Source organism: Nakamurella flava, from assembly GCF_005298075.1.
GTDB classification, from domain to species: Bacteria; Actinomycetota; Actinomycetes; order Mycobacteriales; family Nakamurellaceae; genus Nakamurella; species Nakamurella flava.
Window position 1 is genome coordinate 2,300,844 of the sequence record NZ_SZZH01000001.1, and the last position, 22,770, is coordinate 2,323,613.

General features: G+C 72.8%; 25 protein-coding genes and 1 riboswitch. Of the genes, 9 read left to right on the forward strand and 16 right to left on the reverse strand.

Annotated features, from left to right (window positions below; translation table 11 throughout):
* Nucleotides 1-32 precede the first annotated feature (32 nt).
* Complete coding sequence (locus tag FDO65_RS10380) at nucleotides 33-665, forward strand: Ltp family lipoprotein (RefSeq protein ID WP_137449222.1); 633 nt, start codon at nucleotides 33-35, stop codon at nucleotides 663-665.
* A gap of 22 nt (nucleotides 666-687) precedes the next feature.
* On the opposite strand, the gene FDO65_RS10385 is transcribed toward FDO65_RS10380, so the two are convergent.
* The 9 genes from FDO65_RS10385 to pdxH all read right to left on the reverse strand — a co-directional run bounded on the left by FDO65_RS10385 (nucleotide 688) and on the right by pdxH (nucleotide 9,903).
* On the reverse strand, nucleotides 688-1,134 hold the full coding sequence (locus FDO65_RS10385) for a hypothetical protein (protein ID WP_137449223.1): 447 nt from the start codon (nucleotides 1,132-1,134) through the stop codon (nucleotides 688-690).
* The gene (locus FDO65_RS10390; protein ID WP_137449224.1) at nucleotides 1,131-2,135 is read right to left on the reverse strand and encodes an SDR family oxidoreductase; all 1,005 of its coding nucleotides are present in this window, start codon (nucleotides 2,133-2,135) and stop codon (nucleotides 1,131-1,133) included. Before FDO65_RS10390 ends, FDO65_RS10385 begins: the two co-directional genes overlap by 4 nt.
* The gene (locus FDO65_RS10395) at nucleotides 2,132-4,012 is read right to left on the reverse strand and encodes a glycoside hydrolase family 15 protein (RefSeq protein ID WP_205849886.1); all 1,881 of its coding nucleotides are present in this window, start codon (nucleotides 4,010-4,012) and stop codon (nucleotides 2,132-2,134) included. The genes FDO65_RS10390 and FDO65_RS10395 overlap by 4 nt, the downstream gene beginning before the upstream one ends.
* Before the next feature lie 778 nt (nucleotides 4,013-4,790).
* On the reverse strand, nucleotides 4,791-5,399 hold the full coding sequence (locus FDO65_RS10400; RefSeq protein ID WP_137449225.1) for a TetR/AcrR family transcriptional regulator: 609 nt from the start codon (nucleotides 5,397-5,399) through the stop codon (nucleotides 4,791-4,793).
* An 84-nt stretch (nucleotides 5,400-5,483) separates the two neighbouring features.
* A complete protein-coding gene (locus FDO65_RS10405) occupies nucleotides 5,484-6,416 on the reverse strand; it encodes an aldose 1-epimerase family protein (RefSeq protein WP_137449226.1) in 933 nt (310 codons plus the stop codon).
* Nucleotides 6,413-7,006 carry a hypothetical protein gene (locus FDO65_RS10410; protein ID WP_137449227.1) on the reverse strand — a complete coding sequence of 198 codons (594 nt, stop codon included), beginning with the start codon at nucleotides 7,004-7,006 and terminating at the stop codon, nucleotides 6,413-6,415. The genes FDO65_RS10405 and FDO65_RS10410 overlap by 4 nt, the downstream gene beginning before the upstream one ends.
* A 43-nt stretch (nucleotides 7,007-7,049) precedes the next feature.
* Entirely contained in the window at nucleotides 7,050-7,454 is a 405-nt protein-coding gene (locus FDO65_RS10415; protein ID WP_137449228.1) for a hypothetical protein, read from the reverse strand.
* Between the two features lie 346 nt (nucleotides 7,455-7,800).
* Complete coding sequence (locus FDO65_RS10420) at nucleotides 7,801-9,162, reverse strand: MFS transporter (protein ID WP_240757526.1); 1,362 nt, start codon at nucleotides 9,160-9,162, stop codon at nucleotides 7,801-7,803.
* Between the two features lie 18 nt (nucleotides 9,163-9,180).
* A complete protein-coding gene (pdxH, locus tag FDO65_RS10425; protein ID WP_240757527.1) occupies nucleotides 9,181-9,903 on the reverse strand; it encodes a pyridoxamine 5'-phosphate oxidase in 723 nt (240 codons plus the stop codon).
* Between the two features lie 365 nt (nucleotides 9,904-10,268).
* Here pdxH and FDO65_RS10430 point away from each other — a divergent pair, with 365 nt between their 5' ends.
* Nucleotides 10,269-11,405, forward strand: coding sequence for a citrate synthase 2 (locus FDO65_RS10430; RefSeq protein ID WP_137449229.1), 1,137 nt, complete (start codon nucleotides 10,269-10,271; stop codon nucleotides 11,403-11,405).
* A 105-nt stretch (nucleotides 11,406-11,510) separates the two neighbouring features.
* Nucleotides 11,511-12,647: a phosphoserine transaminase gene (serC, locus tag FDO65_RS10435; RefSeq protein ID WP_137449230.1), complete on the forward strand. Its 1,137-nt coding sequence runs from the start codon at nucleotides 11,511-11,513 to the stop codon at nucleotides 12,645-12,647.
* Between the two features lie 70 nt (nucleotides 12,648-12,717).
* Here the strand turns inward: serC and FDO65_RS10440 are convergent, their stop codons facing one another.
* Nucleotides 12,718-13,161, reverse strand: coding sequence for a winged helix-turn-helix transcriptional regulator (locus FDO65_RS10440; protein WP_205849887.1), 444 nt, complete (start codon nucleotides 13,159-13,161; stop codon nucleotides 12,718-12,720).
* A 101-nt stretch (nucleotides 13,162-13,262) separates the two neighbouring features.
* Here FDO65_RS10440 and FDO65_RS10445 point away from each other — a divergent pair, with 101 nt between their 5' ends.
* The gene (locus tag FDO65_RS10445) at nucleotides 13,263-14,129 is read left to right on the forward strand and encodes an SDR family oxidoreductase (RefSeq protein WP_137449231.1); all 867 of its coding nucleotides are present in this window, start codon (nucleotides 13,263-13,265) and stop codon (nucleotides 14,127-14,129) included.
* A 125-nt stretch (nucleotides 14,130-14,254) separates the two neighbouring features.
* The gene (gene sepH, locus FDO65_RS10450; RefSeq protein WP_205849888.1) at nucleotides 14,255-15,190 is read left to right on the forward strand and encodes a septation protein SepH; all 936 of its coding nucleotides are present in this window, start codon (nucleotides 14,255-14,257) and stop codon (nucleotides 15,188-15,190) included.
* Between the two features lie 66 nt (nucleotides 15,191-15,256).
* Here the strand turns inward: sepH and FDO65_RS10455 are convergent, their stop codons facing one another.
* Nucleotides 15,257-16,714: a glycosyltransferase 87 family protein gene (locus tag FDO65_RS10455; protein ID WP_137449233.1), complete on the reverse strand. Its 1,458-nt coding sequence runs from the start codon at nucleotides 16,712-16,714 to the stop codon at nucleotides 15,257-15,259.
* A 78-nt stretch (nucleotides 16,715-16,792) separates the two neighbouring features.
* Nucleotides 16,793-17,476, reverse strand: coding sequence for a thiamine phosphate synthase (thiE, locus tag FDO65_RS10460; protein ID WP_137449732.1), 684 nt, complete (start codon nucleotides 17,474-17,476; stop codon nucleotides 16,793-16,795).
* A gap of 69 nt (nucleotides 17,477-17,545) precedes the next feature.
* Nucleotides 17,546-17,653, forward strand: a riboswitch (TPP riboswitch).
* Here thiE and thiO point away from each other — a divergent pair.
* The 3 genes from thiO to thiG all read left to right on the forward strand — a co-directional run bounded on the left by thiO (nucleotide 17,648) and on the right by thiG (nucleotide 19,792).
* Complete coding sequence (thiO, locus tag FDO65_RS10465) at nucleotides 17,648-18,772, forward strand: glycine oxidase ThiO (RefSeq protein ID WP_137449234.1); 1,125 nt, start codon at nucleotides 17,648-17,650, stop codon at nucleotides 18,770-18,772. It overlaps the preceding riboswitch by 6 nt.
* Nucleotides 18,769-18,990 carry a sulfur carrier protein ThiS gene (gene thiS, locus FDO65_RS10470; RefSeq protein WP_137449235.1) on the forward strand — a complete coding sequence of 74 codons (222 nt, stop codon included), beginning with the start codon at nucleotides 18,769-18,771 and terminating at the stop codon, nucleotides 18,988-18,990. The genes thiO and thiS overlap by 4 nt, the downstream gene beginning before the upstream one ends.
* A gap of 34 nt (nucleotides 18,991-19,024) precedes the next feature.
* Nucleotides 19,025-19,792: a thiazole synthase gene (gene thiG / locus FDO65_RS10475; RefSeq protein ID WP_137449734.1), complete on the forward strand. Its 768-nt coding sequence runs from the start codon at nucleotides 19,025-19,027 to the stop codon at nucleotides 19,790-19,792.
* 114 nt (nucleotides 19,793-19,906) lie between these two features.
* Here the strand turns inward: thiG and FDO65_RS22785 are convergent, their stop codons facing one another.
* The 4 genes from FDO65_RS22785 to FDO65_RS10495 all read right to left on the reverse strand — a co-directional run bounded on the left by FDO65_RS22785 (nucleotide 19,907) and on the right by FDO65_RS10495 (nucleotide 22,364).
* The gene (locus FDO65_RS22785) at nucleotides 19,907-20,401 is read right to left on the reverse strand and encodes a DUF2537 domain-containing protein (protein ID WP_240757529.1); all 495 of its coding nucleotides are present in this window, start codon (nucleotides 20,399-20,401) and stop codon (nucleotides 19,907-19,909) included.
* 65 nt (nucleotides 20,402-20,466) lie between these two features.
* Complete coding sequence (locus tag FDO65_RS10485; protein ID WP_240757530.1) at nucleotides 20,467-21,336, reverse strand: TrmH family RNA methyltransferase; 870 nt, start codon at nucleotides 21,334-21,336, stop codon at nucleotides 20,467-20,469.
* Nucleotides 21,333-21,854 (reverse strand): MarR family winged helix-turn-helix transcriptional regulator, encoded by a 522-nt coding sequence (locus FDO65_RS10490; RefSeq protein ID WP_137449236.1) that lies wholly within the window; start codon nucleotides 21,852-21,854, stop codon nucleotides 21,333-21,335. The genes FDO65_RS10485 and FDO65_RS10490 overlap by 4 nt, the downstream gene beginning before the upstream one ends.
* Nucleotides 21,855-21,941: 87 nt before the next feature.
* Nucleotides 21,942-22,364 carry a MarR family winged helix-turn-helix transcriptional regulator gene (locus FDO65_RS10495; protein ID WP_137449237.1) on the reverse strand — a complete coding sequence of 141 codons (423 nt, stop codon included), beginning with the start codon at nucleotides 22,362-22,364 and terminating at the stop codon, nucleotides 21,942-21,944.
* Between the two features lie 96 nt (nucleotides 22,365-22,460).
* On the opposite strand from FDO65_RS10495, the gene FDO65_RS22140 reads away from it, so the two are divergent.
* Nucleotides 22,461-22,760, forward strand: a complete 300-nt coding sequence (locus FDO65_RS22140; protein WP_166442112.1) for a DUF2530 domain-containing protein — start codon at nucleotides 22,461-22,463, stop codon at nucleotides 22,758-22,760.
* The last annotated feature ends 10 nt before the right edge of the window (nucleotides 22,761-22,770 follow it).

Below are 22,770 nucleotides of genomic sequence, written 5' to 3' on the forward strand. Positions count from 1 at the left end.
CGAACGCCGAGGCAAACCCGCATTCTGTTCGCATGTCCGAATTGCGCCTGCTGCGCCCCGTGATCGCCACCGCTCTCGCCGTCGGGGCCGTGCTGTTGACCGGCTGTTCCGCGCCGACCGGAACCGCCGCGCCGGCCGCGGTCACGGTGACCGCCGATCCGGTGACCGTCACCAAGACGGCCCCCTCGACCGTCAAGGTCACGACGACGACGACCGCCGACGCGTCGACCGTGACGGCCCCGCCGGTGACGGTGACCGAGCAGGCCGCAGCGGCAGCGGCGACCACCGAGCGTGCGTCGACGACCGCCGCTGCCCCGGCCACCCCGGCCGCGGACACCGCCGCCGGGTCGGGCATGTCGGCCTCCCAGCGGTCCGCCGTCCGGTCCGCCCAGAGTTACCTGGAGTACAGCGGCTTCTCGCGGCAGGGCCTGATCGACCAGCTGTCGTCCGAGTACGGCGAGAAGTTCTCGGTCGAGGACGCGACCGCCGCCGTGGACAGCCTGACGGTGGACTGGAACGCGGAGGCAGCGCAGTCGGCCAAGTCCTATTCGGAGTTCACCGCGATGTCCTGCCAGGGGATGATCGACCAGCTGTCCTCCGAACACGGCGAGCAGTTCACCCAGGAGCAGGCCCGGTTCGGCGCCTCGTCGGTGGGGCTGTGCTGAGGCCGAACCACCGCTGACCCGGTCAGCTGCCGGCGGCCAGCTGCAGTCGACGTCCGCCCGGGACGTACCGAAGGACCTTTCGGGCCAACGCGTCCCGACGACGATCGTGTCGTGGCGACTGAGCATCGGGACGTCGGAGGGCCCGGTACCCGGCCAGGGCCCAGGTCAAGGCGAGCCCGGCGTCCAGCAGGCCGCCCCGGACGCGGCTGTGGTCGACCGCGGCCAGCCCGACCGCGGAGGCCCCGTGCGCCGTGTCGACCCACACCCCCATGGCCAGCACCTCCGGACTGGGGTCGACGCCGGACAGCACCGCCTGCGTCAGATGCCGCGCCCCCAGCACCCGGGCGACGACCAGACTCCTGCGATCGACCCGCACGCCGTGGAAGTTCCGCAGCACCGGTCCCGGTGCGACCAACAGGGCCAGACCCCAACCGGCGCGGGCGATCTCGATCGGCCGCACGGTCCTCATCGCGGCCGCCGCTGCAGGGTCGTCGCAGCCAGGGCGACGGCCGCGGCCACCCCGACGCCGAGGCCCGCCCGTCGATGCCGGGCCGCGAACGACACCGGGTCCCGAGTGGCCGCCTTTTCCGAGAACGCCCCGTGCGCGCCGCGATCGGTCTGCTCGTCGCGCGGTTCGAAGACGTTCGACCCCCAGCGGGGCGTGTCCTGATCGGTCTGCTGGGACTTCACGCCGGTCCGGCCCAGGTACCAGTCGACGAACGCCGGAGCCACCCGGTTGCCGAGAACGGTGTAGGCGGTGGCGATCCCGACCCACATGTTGCGGCGCGGGTGTTCGGCCGAGAAGCGGATGGCCCGGGCACAGACCTCCGGTTGCACGATGGGCGGCACCGGCATGGGGTGGCGGGGCATCTTGTTGAGATTCCAGTCGAACTGCGTGGTGTTGACCCCGGGAAGCGTCACCAACCCGATGCTCACGTGGCTACCGGTGGCCCGGAGCTCGGTGATGATCGACTCGGTCAGTCCCTTGATGGCGTGCTTGGCCCCGCAGTAGGCCGACTGCAGGGGGATCGACCGGTAGGCCATCGCGCTGGACACGTTGACGATGGCGCCCCGGTCCCGCTCCCGCATGTACCGCAAAGCGGCCCGGGTCCCGTTGACCTGCCCGTAGTAGGTCACCTCGGTCATCCGCTCGAACTCCTGCGGCGTGGTGTCCCAGAAGTACGACAACGACCCGGCGAACGCGACATTGACCCAGACATCGATCGGCCCGAGGTCCCGCTCGACCCGATCGGCGGCCTCCTCCACCGCCTCCCGGTCGGCCACGTCGACGTACAGGGCCAGGCCTCGTCGGCCGGCCCGCTGCACCTCGGATACCGCCGCGTCGACGCCGGCATGACCCCGGGCGAGCACGGCGACGTCGTACCCGGCGGCGGCGAACTCGCGGACGGTGGCCCGGCCGATGCCGGCCGACCCGCCGGTGACGACGGCGATGCGACGCTGGTCCATCATGCGGATTCCTTCTGTTCGGCGTCGCGCAGGGTGGCGGCGGCGTTGATGAGAGCCAGGTGGCTCAGCGCCTGCGGCAGGTTGCCGGTCAGCGCGAAGGTGCCGGGGGTGCTCATCTCGGCGAGCAAGCCCAGCGGATTGGCGATCCGGTCGAGATCGTCCATCCGGCAACGGGCTTCGGTCAGACGGCCGACGATCGCCAGAGCGCCGACGAGCCAGTACGCACAGGCCACGAACGTCTGCTCCTCGGCGTGGACCCCGCTGTAGCGATAGACCAGCGGACCGACCCCCAGTTCGGCCACGATCGCGTCGATGGTCGAACTCATCCGGGCACCGGTGTCGAACCCGTACCCGGCGGCCAGCAGGACGGACGCGTCGAGCTCGTCGGTGCCGGCGTAGAAGGTGTACGCCTGTTTGCGCTCGGACCAGCAGTGCTCGTCGACCCAGGCGTGGATCCGATCAGCCGCCGCCCGCCACCGGTGCGCCGGGCCGGCCAGATGGCCGTCGGCGGCCAGCCGCGCGGCGGCGTCCAACGCCCGCCAGCAGTTCATCTTCGACGATGTGTAGGGCCGGTTCTGCTGCAACTCCCAGATACCGGCGTCGTCGTGCCGCCAGACGTCGGCGCACCGGTCGGCCAGGTCGGCCAGCTGGCGGGCCGAGGTCACGTCGAGCACGTGTCCGTCGGCCACCCACTTGGCGACGGTGCCGAAGAGTTCGCCGTAGATACCGAGCTGGACCTGCGAGATGGCGTCGTTGCCGATCATCACCGGTCGGCTGTCACGGTAACCGGGAACCGCTGCGTGACTGCTGGTCTCGAGCAGATCGCCGTCGAGCGTGTACATCACGTGGATGTCCGGACCGTGCCGGCGGATGGTGCGTAGCAGCCAGGAGACCGCCGCGTGCACCTCCTCCTCGAAGCCGCACACCGACAGGGCGTCGACCGTCAGGACGGTGTCACGGATCCAGCAGTACCGGTAATCCCAGTTCTTGGGGCCGCCGACCATCTCCGGCAGCGAGGTGGTGGCCGCCGCGGCGATGGCGCCGGTCTCGGACATCAGCAGCAGCTTGAGGGCCAGCGCGCTGCGCACGACCTGTTCCCGGCGGGGGGCGTCCCAGCAGACCTGGTCGCTCCACTGCCGCCACCGTGACACCGACAGATCGATGCGGGCGTCGATGGCATCGACACCGGTCAGGAACAGCGGGCGGTCGGCCGACGCGACCACGCCGATGACGCACCGCTCGCCCGCACCGACGACGAAGTGCGCCCGCACCGACAGCGACTGGACATCGAGCTCCACCCCGTCCGGCGCGCGCACCGCCAGAGTGGTGTCCCCCGCGTGCAGCAGCGCCCCGCGGGAGTCGTCCTCGGTCCAGGGTCCCCATCGGCCCAGTCCGGTCCCGGGCGCGACGTGCAGCGCGAAGCGCACGCTTCCGGTCACCCCCGTCACGCGGCGGGCCAGTTCACTCCAGGGCAGGGCGCCGGCGTTGCCGACGTTCAGCGAGTCGACGACCGTCGCCGTCCCGTCGACGGTGCGGTAGGTGGTCTCCAGGACGTTGGTCCCCGGGAGGTAGCGACGGACGACCTCGGCCCGGGGATCGACGGGACGCAGCGAGCAGCGGCCGCCGTCGACCGGGTCCAGGAGCGCCGAGAACACCGGCGGGGCGTCGAGACGGGGAACGGCCCACCAGTCGACACCGCCGTCGAGAGCGATGACCGCGACACCACAGCCGTTGCCGACGACACCGTAGTCGTCCAGATCGACGAACCCGTCGACGTCCCGAACTGCGATCGACTGCGGCGACGACCGCGTCCCATCTCGTTCCGAGGCGGCCGGTCCCGTGCCGAGAAGGTCGCGGGTCGATGCTGGGCTGGCGTTCACGGGGCTACGGTTCCCGGCGGTGCGCGCACCGACCACCATGATGCGTGGGAAAGTCGTGAGCAAAGCTCACGACCTCGCGATCGCCAGGAGCACATGCTTTCTCGGGTCGCGAAGTGGGTGGAGGTCACCACCGCCGCCGCTGCCGCTGGGGTGGTTCCGCCGACCGTTCGCCGCCGTCGGGGTGGAAGGCGAACGGCCGGCGGAGGTCGGTCAGGCCGGCGCCGCCGGCCAGCTCCGCGTCTCGCCCATGGCGCGGCAGCGGGCGGCTCGCCGGGGCGTCGAGGGCGCAGGGTGAACGAGCCCGGGTGGGGCCTGCCGGCGGCGACGGCTCCGGTCGACACCGCACTCGGCCGCCACCCCCGTGACACCAACCTATTGCGTCGCCACCGTCATGACCGCGCCCCCACTACCGCGGCCAGCCCCGCCAATACCGCTCGACGCATCCCCCGGCCCCACCCGGAACCAACCCCCCGGCCCCCGTCTGTTCGCCCCGCCACCGGCGTGAAGCCGGCAACCGGCACGGGCAGGGCGCGTCCCCCGGCCGCGAGCGACCCGGCCACCCCGCCTCCCGCGACTCGTGCCACCACGGCGTCCCCGTTTCCCGAACCGCACTCACCGCTCGACGGCGACGGAAGTCTCCGGCCGCCGCAACTGTGACACGGTGTCAAACTACCAGTCAAGAGCATTCCCCCACATCGAGCGGACACTGTGGAGCGGGGTGCGGTGAAGGCTTCGGAACTCGCCGACCACACTGCAGGCGGCCGATCGACGGCGGGGGTCAGCGGCCGTCGTAGAGGGTGCGCACCCACACGGTGGTCAGCGTGGCAGCGACCGCGTCGGGGTCCGGGAACGGGGCCCGGCCGAACGACCGGAGCAGGTGGTTCTCCATCATCGCCGTCAGCGCCCGCGACATCTCCGCGGGGTCGTCCACCCGCGTGTGCCCCTGGGCGACATCCCGTTCGATCGCGACGGTCGTCTCCTCGACGATCCCCGTCGACAGTCGCTCCCAGGCGGCGGCGACCTCCGGATCCGACACCGCGGCATCCCGGACCGCCTGTAGGAGGCGTCCATGCCGCTGGAAGACCCCCACCAGCTGCCGCAGACTCCGGCCGTGCTCGGCCGACGGGTCGGCCCCGCCCATCACCATCCAGTCGTCCGCCACGTGGGTCAGGTCGGCGGCGATGCCGCCGAACAGGGTCAGCAGCAACTCCTGGCGATCGGCGAAGTGCTGGTAGAAGACCGTCCGTGACACACCCGCCGACGCGGCGATCTGCTCGATGGTGACCTCTGGCCACGCTCCCTGTTCCAATAGGCCGTTCGCTCCGTCGAGGAGCCGCTGCCGCACCGCCTGCAGCCGCTGCGCCCGCAACTCCCGGTCCACTGCCATGACCCCATCATCACCGAAACCGATCGGCCGACCTCACCGCATCGAGCCGGGCACCTCGAACCGGGCGGACTCCGACGCCCGGGGTCAGAACCCGACCGGCCGCAGACCCCAACTCCCAGTCCAGCTCTCGCCCGGCTCGACGATCAGCAGGTCCACCTTGGAAGCCAGTGCGTTCGCCGGGCTGGTCATCGGCTCGAGCGCCACCGCGTGCCGCCGCTGCTCCGCCGGGCCGCTACCCGGGAAGTCGGCCGGCGTGTAGACCATCAGCCACCGGAAGACGTCGTCCGCCCACAACCGCAGGCCCGTGCCGTCGGGGGCGTCGAGCGCATGCTCGACCCGGCCGTCCCGCGCGGCGAAGTCGGTGAACGCGAGGTTGAAGTCCAGCTCGCCGACCCGCCGGCCGTCCCGCAGATCCCATCCGCCGTCGATGACCGGCTGCACCGGTTCGGGGAGCAACCGGTCGTTGGTCGGCGCGCACGCCTGCGCGGAGACCGTCAGCGTCAGGTCGGCTGCGGGGACGTCCCCGACCCGCAGGTAGGGGTGCGCCCCGACACCGAACGGCGCGGGCGCGTCGCCGACGTTGGCGATCTGGTGGGTCACGGTCAGCCCGTCCGGGCCGAGGGAGTAGGTGACGCTGGTGTCCAGGGTGAACGGGTATCCGTGCTGCGGGTAGACGCTGGCCGCCAGGGTGACCGCACTGTCGGTCTGCGTCACCAGCTCGTAGGGGGTGTTGCGCAGCAGACCGTGGGTGGCGTGCCCGTTGCCCGGGTCGGTCAGGTCGAGCTGCTGGGTCTTCCCGCCGTGCTTCCACCGGCCGCCGTCGACCCGGTTCGGCCACGGGACCAGCACCATCCCGCACCCCATCGGGGCGACGAGATCGTCCGGCCAGGTCTCGGTGAAGTGGACGCCGTCCACGCTGAACTCGCGGAGCACCGCGGCCACCGCCCCGACCCGCACCCGGGCCCCGCCGTGGCTGATCTCGAACTGCCGGCCGCTGACCGGTCGCGGGGACGTCATCGCATTCCTCGTTCCTTCGTCGGGGCGTCGGCGAATCGGGACAGCGCACGACCGAACTGCAGCAGCCGCTGCATCTGAGCCAGGCCCCCGTCGTTCACCGACTTGGAGAACCGGTAGGTCTCGACGTACTGGACGGTGCGGGTCTCGGTGGCCTCGGACAGCTCGGTGAGCGAACGCTCCGGAGTCTGGGTCGCCAGGTAGAGCATGACGCTGTACATCGTGCGGGTGCCGTCCGCCTCGACCCGGAACCGGTGCCGCAGCCCCTGGTCGACGATGGCCGACAACGGCACCGTCCGCAGCGACGAGGAGAAGGTGCGTTCCCCGGTGCCGGTCGGGTCGGTGTCCTCGCTCCACTCGTCCTCGCCGTGCCAGAGCACCAGTCGGCGACCGTCGGTGACGGCGACCTCCTGCCAGAGCGATTCGCCCCAGGGCTGGGTCGACTCGACCCGCTCGCAGGTGAACGCCCGCACGTCGTCGGGGTCGACCACCCCGGCGAGGGCGTCCAGGGCGGCGTCCGCGTCGCGCAGGTAGGCCCGCAACGCGTCCGCCAACCGCGGATAGGGCGCCCAGTCGTGCGATTCGCTGGTCATCGGTTCCTTTCGGGGCGGCGGCGGAACGGGGGTTGCGCCGAGATCAGAAGCGCGCCGACTGCACCCCGACCGCGTGATCCTGACACCAGAGGGTGGTGTCCCGGGACGAGGCCAGGGCCAGCGCGATGATCGGCAGGACGGAATGCACCAACGGCATGGACAGGAACTCGGGAGCGAACTGCGAGCGGATCAGCCAGTACAGCGAGATCGCCAGCGACAGCCCGTCACCCCACAGCAGGAGCGTGCGGCGACCGCCCAGCAGCTGGATGCCACCCGACAGGCACAAGGCCCCGACGACGATGGTGACGACGGCGACGACGAGGAACTCGGCGGCCCCGTCGAAACCCGGGTTGCCGAACGAGTCGGTCATGCCCGCCACCCAGCTGACCCCGGTCAGCAGCAGGATGCCCATGAACAACACCCAGGACCCGTGGACGATGCTGAGCACCCCAGCGGCGGTCGCCCCGCCGGGGCGTCGCGGCCCGGCCGGCCCCATCGGACCCCAGCCGGGATAGCCGACCGGGCCCGGATGACCTGGGGGCAAGTAAGGACCCTGGGCCGGGTAGCCGGCCGGAGGCGGCACCGCATATCCCGACGGACCAGTCCAGGGCCCCGGGACCTGACCGGTCGAGCCCCAGCCGCCGTCGGCCGGTCCCGGCCGAGCGCCGCCGGGCGCCCCCCACGGCGGTTCCGGCGGTTCGTACGGTCCCTGCGTCATGCCTGTCCCCCTCGGTCACCAGGTGCGCCCCACGGGGTGCCGAACAGCGCCGATTCTGCCACCGGCCGGACGGCCCTCAGGCGTCGCCCACCGGGCGCCGACCGGCGTCGTACCGCCACAGCGACCGCCCCAGGAACGCGGCGAGCACCGTCAGGACCACGGTCGCCATACCACCGCCGACGGTGGCGATCGTGGTCGAGGTGGCCTCGGCGACCACGCCGTGGACGAAGTCGGCCACCCGTGGGCCGCCGGCCACCACCACGGTGAACACGCCCTGCAGTCGGCCGCGCATCTCGTCGGTCGCCGCCACCTGCAGGATCGTCGACCGGTAGACCGCGCTGACCAGGTCGGACCAGCCGCCGATGGCCAGGGCGATGACGGCGAGCCACAGCGGCGAGCTCAAGCCGAAGACGATCATCGCGAAGCCCCACACGATGATGGCCGCGATGATGGCCACGCCCTGCCGGCGGACCCGGGAGATCCAGCCGCCGGTCAGCCCGCCGAGCAGCGACCCGATGGCCAGGGACGCGTTCAGCACACCCAGGGCCACACCCCCGCCGGGCGGCCCACCGAACGTCTCCTCGGCCATCTGCGGGAACAGCGCCCGGGGCATGCCGCAGACCATGGCGATGATGTCGACGACGAACGTCATCAGCAGCAGCGGCTGCCAGCGCAGGTACTTCAGTCCCTCGCTGACCTTGGCCCGGCCGCGCCGCTCGCCCAGCGGCGGCACCGGGGGCAGGCGGAACACCGCGTACAGGATGGCGACCATCGTGATCGCGTCGAGGAAATACAACCACGGCAGCCCGACGAGCGGAATCAGCAGGCCGCCGAGCAGCGGACCGACGATGACGCCGGTGGAGAACACCGTCATGTTCAGGGCGTTGGCCGACGGCACCATGGCCGCCGGCACGATGCGCGGCAGGATGGCGCTGCGGGTCGGCTGGTTGACCGCGAAGAACGCCTGCTGCAGGGCGAGCAGGGCCATCACGATCCACACCGACTCGCCGGACCCGCCGCCCAGCGCCGCCACCCACAGGCCGATGCTGGTCACCGCGATACCGACCGAGGTGATCATCAGCAGCTTGCGGCGGTCGTAGGTGTCGGCGATGGCCCCACCGAGCAGGCCGAACACCACGAGCGGCACCAGGGCGACCAGCGAGGCGATCCCGACCCAGGCCGAGCTGCCGGTGAGGTCGAAGATCTGCTGCTGCACCGCCACCGCGGTCAGCTGAGCCCCGACCACCGTGCACACCTGACCGAGGAACAGCCGCCGGTAGGCCGGGATGGCCAGCGGACGGACGTCGGGCGCGATGCGCCGCAGACCGGTAACCCGCTTCTCCGGCGGGTCGACGGATCGGGCCGGACCGGACTTTCCGGGTGGGGCGACCACCTCCGGTTCGGATGCCTCGCCCGCGGCGGGGTCGGGGGACGTCACGTCAGCGGATCGGGCATGTCAGGGCGCCAGCCGCTCCACGACCCACGAGCCGTCGTCGGTGCGGCGAAACCGCAGCCGGTCGTGCAACCGGCCGATGCGGCCCTGCCAGAACTCGACCGTCTCCGGCTCGACCCGCCAGCCGCCCCAGAACGGCGGCAACGGGACCTCGGGCAGCGGCCCGTCGGGGCGTTCGTCCCGGTCCAGGGGGAAGAAGCGTTCCTCGACCTGACGCTGCAGTTCCTCAAGCTCGGCCCGCCCCGACAGCACCCGGGACTGAGGGCTGGCCCAGGCGCCGACCTTGGAGCCCTGCGGGCGGCTGTTCCAGTAGGCCAGGGTCTCGTCGTCCGACACCCGGACCACCGGGCCGCGGACGTGCACCTGTCGCTGCAACCCGTGCCAGGGAAAGGTGATGGACGCCCGCGGGTTGGCCGCCAGATCGCGACTCTTGTCCGATTCGAGGTTGGTGTAGAAGACGACGCCCCGCTCGTCGATGCCCTTGCAGAGCACCGTCCGGGTGGCGACCACGCCGTCGGGGGACGCGGTGCCCACGATCATCGCGTTGGGCTCGGGCAGCTCGGCGGCGATCGTGTCGTCGAGCCAGCGGTGGAACTGGGTGACCCAGTCGGCGGCCAGGTCGGCCTCGTCCAGCCCGCCGCGGGCGTAGCTCTCCCGCATGGCGGCCAGGTCGTGGTCGGGCCGGTCGCGCTCGTCAGCCGGCTCGGACGCTCGGTGCTGGGCCACGTTCTCTCCTGATCTGCCCCCGGCGGCGACCTCACTGGACGAGGTCACGGACCGCCGGGCTGTCGACGGACCGGTTCCCCCCGGCGGGCGGTGTACCTCCGGCACCGTACGCCGAGCGTCCGACAGCCCACCGATCGACCGCCGACGGCCGCCCGGCACCGGGAACGCGCCGCCACCGGGGCCGGGTTGCGTCGGTGTGACCGAACCCACGACGCCCGTTCGGGCAGCACCTCTGGTCACCGCCGGACCGCCCAGCGCACAGTGGATCCGCTCCGCCTCCGCGCCCGTCCGGCCCGTTCCGGCGCCGGAGCGGACAGGTTCCGCTCGCATCCGCCTCGAATCACTGCCGCTTCCGTGGAGGAACGATGACCCAAGCCCCCGCCGCACCTGCCGCCCCCGCCGCCGCGCCGTTCGTCCCCGGCCTGGAGGGCGTCGTCGCGTTCCACACCGAGATCGCCGAACCGGACCGCAACGGCGGCGCGCTGCGCTATCGCGGCGTCGACGTCGGCGACCTGGCCGGCCGGGTGCCCTACGACGACGTGTGGGCCCTGCTGGTGGACGGCGAGTTCGGGGCGCAACTGCCGGTGGACACCGGGCTTCCGGTCGTCCGCACCGGGGACGTCCGGGTCGATCTGCAGTCCTCGCTGCCCGCCCTGGCCACCGAACGCCACTTCGGTCCGCTGCTGGACATCAGCGACGAGCAGGCCCGTGACCACCTGGCCCAGACCACGTCGGCGGCGCTGAGCTACGTGGCCCGTTCGGCGCGGGGCGACCAGCACGAAGTGCCCGAGTCGCTGGTCGCCGCCGGCCGGACCACCGTCGAGCGGTTCATGACGGCCTGGCTGGGTGAGCCCACCCCCGAGCAGATCCGGGCCATCGACGCCTACTGGGTGTCGGCCGCCGAACACGGGCTGAACGCCTCGACCTTCACCGCCCGGGTCATCGCCTCGACCGGCGCCGACGTGCCCGCCAGCATCGCCGGCGCCGTGGGCGCCATGTCCGGCCCGCTGCACGGCGGCGCCCCGGCCCGGGTGCTGCCGATGATCGAGCAGGTCGAACGGGACGGCGACCCGCACGGCCTGGTCAGCGGCATCCTCGACCGCAAGGAACGCCTGATGGGCTTCGGGCACCGGGTCTACCGGGCCGAGGATCCGCGGGCCCGCGTGCTGCGCCGTACGTGCCGGGAACTCGGCGCCACCCGTTACGAGGCCGCAGCGGCGCTGGAGCAGGCGGCGCTGGAGATCCTCCGCGAACGTCGCCCGGACCGGGCGATCGAGACGAACGTCGAGTTCTGGGCCGCGGTCATCCTCGATTTCGCCGGCGTTCCGGCGCCGATGATGCCGGCGATGTTCACCTGCGCCCGGATGGCCGGCTGGAGCGCCCACATCCTGGAGCAGAAGCGGCTCGGCCGGCTGGTGAGGCCGTCGGCCGTCTACGACGGACCGGCGCCCCGTCCGGTGAGCGCCGTCGCCGGGTACCGGACGCTGGCCTCCGCCAACTGAACCGCGCTCGGCGGCCGCTGCGCGGCGGCCGTCGAGCGCGGTCCGCGGTGCCCACCGGATACGGCAGGATGGGAACGCCTCGTTCCCGACAGGAAGATCGCTGTCATGACCGACACCGCCACCGCTCCGCTCACGCTGCCCGCCGACCTGCTCCCCCGGGACGGTCGTTTCGGCTGTGGGCCGTCCAAGGTCCGTCCGGAGGCACTGGCCGCGCTGGCCGCCTCCGGGTCGTCGGTGATGGGCACCTCGCACCGCCAGAAGCCGGTCAAGACGCTGGTCCACCGCGTGCGCGAGGGCCTGGGGCAGCTGTTCTCCCTTCCCGAGGGCTACGAGGTCATCCTGGGTAACGGCGGCACCACCGCGTTCTGGGACGCCGCCGCCCTGGGGCTGGTGCGGGAACGCTCGCAGCACCTCACCTTCGGCGAGTTCTCGTCCAAGTTCGCGACGGTCACCAAGGGCGCACCGTTCCTGGCCGACCCGCAGGTGATCAGCGCACCCGTCGGTGACGCCCCGGAGGCGGTGGCCGCGGCCGACGTCGACGTCTACGCCTGGGCGCACAACGAGACCTCCACCGGGGTGGCCGTTCCCGTGCGGCGACCGGCCGGCGCCACCGACGACCAGCTGGTGCTGATCGACGCGACTTCCGGCGCCGGCGGTCTGCCGGTCGACATCGCCCAGAGCGACGTCTACTACTTCGCCCCGCAGAAGGTGTTCGCGGCCGACGGCGGTCTGTGGATCGCGCTCGCCTCCCCCGCGGCGCTGGAACGCATCGGGGAGATCGCGGCGACCGACCGGTGGATCCCGGAGTTCCTGTCGCTGTCCGTCGCCCTGGACAACAGCGTCAAGGACCAGACGCTGAACACCCCCGCGGTGGCCACCCTGTTCCTGCTGGCCGATCAGATCGACTGGCTGAACGATCACGGCGGTCTCGACTGGGCGACCGGCCGGACGGCCGAGTCGTCGTCCCGGCTGTACTCCTGGGCCGAGGCCAGCAGTTTCGCGTCGCCCTTCGTGGCCCGTCCGGAGCTGCGCTCGCAGGTGGTCGGGACCATCGATTTCGCCGACACGGTCGACGCGTCCGCGGTCGCGAAGACGTTGCGCGCCAACGGCGTCGTCGACACCGAGCCGTACCGCAAGCTGGGCCGCAACCAGCTGCGGATCGGCATGTTCCCGGCGATCGACCCGGACGACGTGTCCGCCCTGACCGCCTGCATCGACCACGTCGTCGAGCGGCTGGGCTGAGCGGCCGCCGGTCGGGTTCCCGGGTCGCTCCGGCGATGCCGTGCGGGCCCGACCGGTGTCAGGCCCGCTTTCAGCTCGCGTCGGCCCGCCGGGCGGTCGCCACCGTGTCCTGCCCGACCCACCGCACGAGCGGCTCGACGACCGCGGCCGCTTGCCGGCCCCGGTCGGTCAGCGAGTAGTCCACCCGCGGGGGCACGGTCCCGGCCGATGCCCGGTGCACCAGACCCTCGGACTCGAGCGCCCGCAACGTCTGGGCCAGCATCTTCTCGCTGATGCCGTCGATGAACCGGTGCAACTCCCCCCAGCGCATCGACCGCTCGGACAACGCCAGCACCACCAGGACGCCCCATCGGCTGGTGATCGTGTCCAGCAGGCGACGGCTCGGGCAGCCGACGCCGAACAGGGCGTCCCGACCGTCGTCCGCGGAGCCGCCGGTGGCACCCTCGGGGCCGAGCACGTCGGCGGCCATCCGAGCCCACACGGTCGGTGCGGTGGTCGTGTCGGTGACGGGCATCACCCCAACTTACCAAAAGGTGGGTACTGCCGATCGGGAAGTAGTCGTCGCTCTGCTCGGTTGAGCAGCACAGTCCACCGCATCCGCGAGAAGGAGAACCCATGACGATCGTCCTCACCGGCGCCACCGGCCAGCTCGGCCGCCTCACCCTCGATGAACTGCTGACCCGCGGCGTCGCCGCCGCCGACATCCTGGCGACCGGCCGGTCGGCCGAGAAGCTCGCCGAGCTGAAGCCGCTGGGGGTGCGGACGGCGCAGCTGGACTACAGCGACCCGGCGAGCCTGGACGCCGCCTTCGCCGGCGCGGACGTCCTGCTGTTCGTCTCGGGCAGCGAGGTCGGCCAGCGGGTCCCCCAGCACACGGCCGTCATCGACGCCGCCGTCCGGGCGGGCGTCGGGCACGTCGTCTACACCAGCGCCCCGCACGCCGACTCGACCTCGCTGATCCTGGCCCCCGAACACGCGGTCACCGAGAAGGCGCTGGCCGATTCGGGTCTGTCGGTGACGGTACTGCGGAACAACTGGTACCACGAGAACTACGGCCAGGCCCTGGCCCAGGCGTCGCAGACCGGGGTGTACCTGGCCAGCACGGGCACCGGACGGGTGGCCAGCGCCGCCCGCGCCGACTACGCCGCCGCCCTCGCCGCGGTCGCCACCCAGCCGCAGGTCCGGGGTCGGGTGTACGAGCTGTCCGGGGACGTGGCCTGGGACGGCGACGATTTCGCGGCCGCGGCCACGCAGGCCCTGGGCCGCCCGGTCGTCTACCGGTCGGTCTCCAGCGACGAGCACGCCAAGATCCTGACCACCGCCGGTCTGCCGGAACAGTTGATCGGCTTCCTGGTGGCCCTGGACGCCAACATCGCCGCCGGCGACCTCGCCGACGCCACCGACGACCTGCGCACCCTGATCGGCCGGCCCACCACGCCGCTGGTCGACGGGCTGCGCGCGCTGGCCACGCAGATCGCCTGACCGTGACCCATGGTCGGACGGCCGGCACCGCGCCGGTCGTCCGACCGACCGGCGCGCCTGGATCGGGGCCCGCCACGATCGGGATAGCGTGGCGCGTCAAGGGTGTGACGATCGGGAGGTACGCCATGCGCACGCTGCGGGTCCTGGGCCTGGCCGAGGACGGCGAGAGCCTGGTGTTCGCGGACCAGGAGTCCGGCGAACTGTTCACCGCCGTCGCCGACGAACGTCTGCGGGCCGCCGCCCGCGGCGACGCCACCCGGTTGCAGCAGCTGGACCAGGTCGACGTCGAGCTCGAACCCACCCTCCGTCCCCGCGAGATCCAGTCGCGGCTGCGGGCCGGCGAGTCCCTGGCCGACGTGGCCCGTGCAGCCAACACCGGCGTGGGCCGGATCGAGCGGTACGCCTACCCGGTCCTGCTGGAGCGATCGACGACCGCCGACCGGGCCCGCCGTGCCCACCCGCTGATCGACGGGACCCCGACCAAGAAGTCGCTCGAGGAACTGGTCACCGCGACCCTGTCGGCCCGCGGCCAGCTCAGCGGACTGCGGTGGGACGCCTACCGCGACGTCTCCGGCTGGATCCTGCACCTGCGGTGGCAGGCCGGACGCAGCGAGAACCACGCCCGCTGGTCGATCCACTCCGGGCCGCGCACCGACACGCTGCGCCCGCGTGACGAGGCCGCCCGCGAACTGATCGACCCGACCCCGCGCCCGCTGCGCACCATCACCGACGGCGCCCCCACGGTCGTCGAGGTCCGGTCGACCACCGTGACCGTCGAGCAGGTCGAGCCGGTCACCGTGACCCCGGCGGTGCCGCCCGCCCCGCCGGTCCCGGCCGCGCCGGCCGCGGTCACCGCACCCGCGAACGAACCGACCACCCCGGCCGCCGACACCGCCGCCGGATCGGACGATTTCCCCGCAGCCGGCGCGGAGACCACGGACGGTTCCGCCGTGGCCCGTACGGGCACCGAACCGTCGCCGACCCGGGCCCGCCGGGGGCAGCGGCCGACGATGCCCGGCTGGGAAGATCTGCTGCTGGGCGGATCCTCACCCCGTCGCTGAGGTCTCCTCAGGGACGGCCGGTACCGTCCCGCCGCTCCTTGTCCCATCAGGTGCGCGAGCCGCACCTCACCGCCCCCACACAGGGGTGCCCGCGGAGCGTTCGGCGGCGCCCGTGTCGGCCCGGGTGTCCGCCGGAGCGTCGGGACGTGGGTCCGGCGTCGTCGACCGCCCGGACCGGCTCCGCACCGGCCGGACCCAACGGTCATTTCCCCGCAGGACGTCGACCGCGACCCAGGTCGTGACGAGGGCGGCCACGAGGTCCATCGCGGCCGCGACCCCCAACGGCACCGGCGTGGTCCGCCAGAGGAACGGGGCGTAGCTGGCCAGCGACGCAGCCGACACCAGCACCGCGACCGGCCAGGACCGACGGATGTAGAACGCCATCACGATGGTGGCCACGTCGGCGAGATACAGGTACCGCTCGTGCATCTCGGGCAGGACGAACGGGATGGCCAGGACGAGCAGCGTGGTCAGCACCACCAGCTCGGTGGCGCCCAGTCGACGCCGCCGGGACCAGGTGAAGACGGCGGCCGCGGTGCCGATGACGGCCCCCAGGGCCAGCCCCAGGAACTTCCAGACGACCGGGGCCCCGGAGCCGAGCCACTGGTAGAACGTCGGCGCGTTCTGCGTGTAGCTGCTGGCGGCGCCACCCCCGGACGGGCGGGCGCCGCCGCCGAAGCCGGCCCCCCCGCTGCGGGTGCCATTCCCGGCGGGACCGACCGGCGCCGTTCCGGAGACCCCCGTTCCCCCCGGCATCCGGTCACCGGTCGCCGGTCCGAAGCCGGCCGCCCCCGTTCGCCCCGCTCCACCGGTCGCCGTGCCCCCGGTGCTGACCTGGTTCGGGTAGACCGCGAGCAGACTGCTCCAGTCCCGTCCGGCGACGGCGGCGGGGACCAGACAGAGGGCGAACACCGCGGGTGACACCAGCAGCGCCGCCAGGCGGTGCCGGTTGGCCACGATCGCGATCACCAGCACGGGCAGGAAGAAGACCGCCTGCAACTTGAAGGCGAACGCCAGCCCGAAGAACACGCAGGCCCAGACCGGCCGGCGGCGGATGAGGAACCACAGGCTGCCGAGACAGAAGGCGGCGTAGATGGAGTCGCACTGCCCCCACCACGAGCTGTTCACGACCACGGTCGGCGCGAGCAGCACCACTGCGAACGCCGTCACCCACACGGCGGGACGGCGGAAACGCTCCCGCACGACGAGGGCGGCGAACCCGGCGAGCACCACGTCGAAGACGATGGAGATCAGCTTGACGCCAACGAGTTTCGGGATGGGCAGGTAGGTCATAGCCGCGAGCAGGTACAGGTAGGGCGGGTTGTAGTTGGCCACCTCGGTGCCCACCGCCGCGAAACCCCCGCCCTGGGCGAGGGTGTCGTACCACGGGCTGAGAAAGGCGGTGTAGTCCTGGCTGACCCGGTCGACGAACAACGCGCGGACACCGATCGCCACCCCCGCGACCACGAGCAGGCAACCGGCGATCAGCCACCGCCGGAGCAGCGGACGCGAGGAGAGCAGCATGACGGCCAGCCTCGGCCGCCCGGCTGTGTCCGCACTGAGAGCGGGCTGGCCAGGGGCTGTTCCGCCGGCCGACGGCCGTCAGGCCGGAGAGATCGCCGCCCGGATCCGCGCGGCGGCGGCCGCCGGGTCGTCGGTCCCGGTGATGGCGCGCACGACGACCACTCGATCGGCCCCGGCCTCCCGCACCTCGGACACCCGGGGCTCGTCGATGCCACCGATGGCGAACCACGGGACGTCGCCGGCAGTGCGGGCCGCGAAGCGGACCAGATCCAGGCCGGGCGCCGTCCGACCCGGTTTGGTCGGGGTCGGCCAGCAGGGGCCGGTGCAGAAGTAGTCGATGTCCCCGGCGGTCGCCGCCCGCACCGCCGCGGCGGCCTGCTCCTCGTCGTGGGTGGACAACCCGAGGAGGACGTCGTCACCGACGAGGGCCCGCGCCGTCGCCACCGGCAGGTCGTCCTGTCCGACGTGCAGCACGTCGGCCCCGGCGGCGACGGCGATGTCGGCCCGGTCGTTGACCGCGACCAGCGCCCCGTGCCGCCGGGCCGCCGCGGTGAGCACGGCCAGCGCGGCCAGCTCGTGGGCGGCCTCCAACGGCCCGAACTCCCGCTCTCCGGCCGAGCCCTTGTCGCGGAGCTGGACGATGTCGACACCCCCGCGGAGAGCGGCGTCGACGAACTCGGCGAGATCTCCGCGCTCCCGTCGCGCGTCGGTGCACAGGTAGAGGCGGGCGTCCCGCAGGCGCTCGCGCCGGGCGGCGCGCAGGCCGGGGTCGGCGGCGGTTCGGGAAGCGAAGGTCGAGTGGCGCACGCAGCGAGGCTACGGCTAGCGTGCAGTGGTCAGCACGGGAGTCCCGAATGCGGGTCTGAGAGTGGGCAGCCAGCCCTGACCGTCACACCTGATCCGGATCATGCCGGCGAAGGGAGCCTCGAGCTCATGCAGCACCCCCCTGGTCCTCCCGCCCCGGTCGGCGACGGCGCACCGCTGTCCGTCGTCGGCGGCGGGGTCATCGGTCTGTCGATCGCCCGTCGCGCCGCGCTGGACGGGTGGACGGTGACCGTGCACCGCGCCCCGGAGCGAGGCGCCTCGTGGGTGGCCGGCGGCATGCTCGCCCCCCACAGTGAGGCGTGGCCCGGCGAGGACGCCCAGCTCGACATCGGGCTGCGCTCGTTGCGGCTGTGGCAGGCCACCGGTCCCGGCAGCTACCTGGACGGGCTGCCCGCCGACGTCGTCACCACCCGGTCGTCGCTGGTCGTCGCCGTCGACCGGGCCGACGCGGCCGATCTGCGCACCGTGGCCGGACACCTGGCCGCGCAGGGACATCCGGTCGAACTCGTCACCGACGCCCGCCGGCTGGAACCCACGCTGGCGTCGGGGATCCGGCACGGCTTCGTCGCCGGTGACGAGTGGGCGGTCGACAACCGCGCGCTCGTACAGGCTCTGGAGTCCGAGTGCACCAGACTCGGTGTGCGGTGGGCGGACCCGCTGCCCGATGCCGACGCCTTCGCCGCCGTGCCGGGTCATCGCGTCCTGGCCGCCGGGATCGACAGCCCCCGGTTCTGGCCCGGTCTGCCCGTCCGTCCGGTCAAGGGCGAGATCCTCCGCCTGCGGCGTCGCCCCGGTGTCCTCCCGCCGCCCACCCGCACGGTGCGCGCCCGGGTCCACGGCCGATCCGTGTACCTGGTGCCCCGCGCCGACGGCGTCGTGGTCGGCGCCACCCAGTACGAGCACGGCCGGGACATCAGCCCGACCGTCACCGGGGTCCGCGAACTCCTCGACGACGCCTGCGCCGTCGTGCCGTCGCTCGGGGAGTACGAACTCGCCGAGATCGCGGCCGGGCTGCGACCGGGCACGCCCGACAACCTGCCGATCGTCGAGCGGCTGGACGATCGCACCGTCGTCGCCACCGGACACGGCCGCAACGGGTTCCTGCTGACGCCGTGGACGGTCGAGCGGGTGGCCGGTCTGTTGGCCGACTCCCGGCAGGACCCGGCGGCCGCGATGTCCGCCATCAGCACCGACCCGAACCGGGTCGCCTCCACCGTGGGAGCCACCACATGAGACTTCTCGTCAACGACCGCGAGGTCGATTTCCCGGCTGAGACCCCGGATACCGCAACGGGTCCCACTGTGACGGCGCTGCTGGCCGGTCTGGGCTACCCGGAGCAGGGCATCGCCGTGGCCGTGGACGCGGCCGTCGTGCCCCGGTCGCAGTGGGCGAGCGCCGAGCTCCGCCCCGGCGTCCGCGTCGACGTGGTGACGGCGGTGCAGGGTGGCTGACACCTTCGCCGCCGCCGCGGTGGCCGACCGGCCGGTGCCGACCGTCGTCCGCGACGAGCTGGTCATCGCCGACCGCACCTTCGGGTCCCGGCTGATCCTGGGCACCGGGGGCGCGGCCAACCTGGCGGTGCTCGAGGAGGCGCTGGTGGCGTCCGGGACGGAGCTGACCACCGTCGCCCTCCGCCGGGTCGACGCCGGGGGCGGCACCGGAGTGCTGGACGTCCTGCGACGCCTGGGGATCACCGCGTTGCCGAACACCGCCGGGTGCCGCGGCGCGGCCGAGGCGGTCTTCACCGCTGCGCTGGCCCGCGAGGCGCTGGAGACGAACTGGGTCAAACTCGAGGTCATCGCGGACGAGCGCACGCTGCTCCCGGACGCCATCGAGCTGGTCGCCGCGGCCGAGCAACTTGTGGACGACGGGTTCGTGGTGCTGCCCTACACGACCGACGACCCGGTGCTGGCCCGGCGGCTGGAGGACGTGGGCTGCGCCGCCGTCATGCCGCTGGGCTCGCCCATCGGTTCCGGGCTGGGCATCGCCAACCCGCACGCCATCGAGATGATCGTCGCGCAGGCCGGGGTCCCGGTGATCCTGGACGCCGGTATCGGCACCGCCAGCGACGCCGCCCTGGCCATGGAACTGGGGTGCTCGGCGGTGCTGCTGGCCAGCGCGGTCACCCGGGCCGCCGACCCGCCGACGATGGCCGCAGCCATGGCGGCCGCGGTCCGGGCCGGGGCGCTGGCCCGGCAGGCGGGTCGCATCCCCCGGCGGTTCTGGGCCGAGGCCTCGTCCCCCGCCCTGTAGGTCCGGGCTCCTGGACGACGCCGGGGAAGGTGGTCGACGCTGGTCATCCGCCGATCCGACCCTGGGGAGGACCGGAACCGCGAGAATGCTCGGCGTCAGCGGATGTCGCCGGCGTCAGCCGACCATGCCGATGGCGGTGATCCAGCCCGCCACCACCCCGACGGCGGCGCCCAGACCGATCCAGCGCAGCACCGGGAGTTCGCGGGACAACCAGATCGCCGGTACCAGGCCGGCGGCGACCAACAGGTTGACCAGTACGGCGACGACGGGGTTGCCGGACAGCCCGTCGGACAGCACGACGATGGCGATGCCGACGACGAGCATCGCGAACGCGGCGACCGCGAGACCCGGCGCCCAGGGAGTGGGCTCCCGACCGTCCCGCCATTCCTCGACCCACGCCCAATCGCGGTGATCGCCGGGTGTGTCGTCGGCCGTTCCGTCGTCGTCCTCGTCGGTGGGGCCCTCGGCGTCCGGGATGACGGTGGCGTCGGCGCGGCGCGGGAACGGCACCACGGTGCCGGACCGGGCCGGTGACTCGTCCGCCGCCGACCCGCCGAACGCCGCAGTGGCCGGACCCTCAGGCGGCAGCGGGGGTGGGGTGATCGACACGAGCACAGTGTGCCCGATCACCGTCCGTGTCGGGTCGTACACGTTGCGCCGGAGGGTCGAACGGGTCAGGCCCGGTCGGCCAGGGTCGCGAACGCCACCGCCCCGGCGGTCGCGACGTTGATGGAGTCAACCCCCCGGGCCATCGGGATCCGCACCCGCACGTCGGCCGCCGCGAGCGCGGCGTCGGTCAGGCCCGGGCCCTCCGACCCCAGCAGCACGGCGACCCGGGCGGCGTCGGCCAGACCGGCGGTCCGCAGGGTGTGCTCACCCGCCGGGGTCAACGCGACCGTGCGAAAACCGGCTCCCCGCAACCGATCGAACGCGGTGTCGGGCCAGCCATCCAGCGGGGCGAAGGGCACGAACAGCACCGTGCCCATCGACACCCGCACGCTGCGCCGGTAGAGCGGGTCCGCACAGCCCTCCCCGAGCAGGACCGCGTCGACGCCGAGCGCGGCCACGTTGCGGAACAGTGCCCCGAGGTTCTCGTGATCCCCCACCCCTTCCAGGACGGCCACCGTGCGGGCAGACCGCAGCAGATCGTCGGCGGCCGGGAACGCCGCCCGATCCGCGGTGGCCAGGACGCCCCGGTTCAGGTGGAAGCCAACCGCCTGCGCCATCACCTCGGCCGACGCCACGTAGGCCGGGACGGCCGGGCCGGCGGCCGGTGACCATGGGGTGGTGGTGGCGGCGAGGTCGGGCAGCAATTCCTCGATACGCCGGCGGATGCCGAGCAGGGCCCGCACCGGATACCGGGAGGCGAGCAGGCGTCGGACGACGACGACCCCCTCGGCGATCACCAGCCCGCGTCCCCCGGGCCGGTCCGGACGGCGGTCGGCCCGGGACAGGTCACGGAAGTCGTCCAGGCGCGGGTCATCCGGGTCGTCGATCTCGACGACGTCCACGGTCGGGCCGACGGTGGACGGTGCTGGCGTCACCGGCGGTCCGGCCCCGGGGCGCCGGTCGACGCCCGGCGCACCTTCTGCCCGATCCGGTCCAGGACGGCCAGTTCGGTCGGGTCCAGCAAGTCGATCAGGGTGGACCGGACGGTCGCGACATGCGCCGGGGCCAGGCCGGCCAACGCGTCGACCCCCGTCTCGGTCAGCGCGGCGTAGAAACCCCGCTGGTCCTCGCCGCTGCGCTCCCGGCGCACCCACCCGCGGGCGACCAGCCGGTCGATGGACCGGCTGATCGCACTCCGGGTGGAGACCGTCCGGTCGGCCACCAGCCCCATCCGCAACCGCCCCTCCGGCGCTTCGGAGAGGCAGACCAGCACCTCGTAGTCGGACAGGGCGAGTCCACCGGCGACCTGCAGTTGCCGGTCCAGGACCGGCACCACGAGCCGGTACGTCTCCAGCCACGCCCGCCACGCCGACTGCTCGGTGGGCGACAGCCATCGGGGCGACTCCGCAGTCGCCGCATCGTCGACCGGCGCACCGATCACGTCACTGCTCATGGCGGCCTCCTTCCCCTGTCAGCCGACGGTTCCCCACTGAAGGCGGAGTCGACCGTCCGATCGCGGCCGAGCGACGTCCACCCGAGATCACCGGGCGGCCAGGTCCTCCAGCAGCAGCGCCGCCCGGTGCAGCACGTCGCGGTCCTCGTCGGACAGGGTGGTCAACAGCTCGGCCAGCCACCGTTCCCGTTCCTGCACGTAGGTGCGCATGCGCTCGTCGCCGAGCGGTGTCATGTGGACGAGCACCTGCCGGCCGTCGTTCGGGTTGCCCTCCCGCGTGATCAGATCCATCTGCTCCAACGCGGTCAGCACCCGCGTGATCGACGGCGGGCGGACCTGCTCGCGTTGGGCGAGGTCACCGGCGGACAACGGGCCATCCCGCCAGACGATCGCCAACGCCGACAGCTGGGTGAGGGTCAAGCCATTGGTGGGGCCCTGCTGGCGCAGTCGACGGGTCAGACGGTGCACTGCCAGCCGCAGCTCTCCGGCCAGGTCGGCAGGGTCGGACATGCCGCGACTGTATCCCATCTCATCGATACGACCCTGGCCCGCGACTGGCTGGCCGGACCCGCCGGAAACGGTCCGACCAGCGGATACGCTCTTACCGTGAGTGCCACACCCGCTCCGGACCAGCCGCCCACGCCGCCGCCCGTGCGGATCGGGGTCTGGCACATCGCCGCACCGGGCGGCCTCATCTGCGTGGTGGTCTCGATCGTCCTGCTGTTCTTCATCCCGCAGCTGCGGGACGCGGACGCACTGATCTGGCTGTGGTCGTTCCTGGCCGCCGCCGGCTGGAGCCTGGTCGGCCTGTCCATCTACGGCTGGCAGCGACGGGCCGCCCGCCGGGGGGCCCGGGGCGTCTCCCGCAGCGCCTTGGACGAGGTCATCGGACGCGGCCCGGCCTGACCCATCAGGG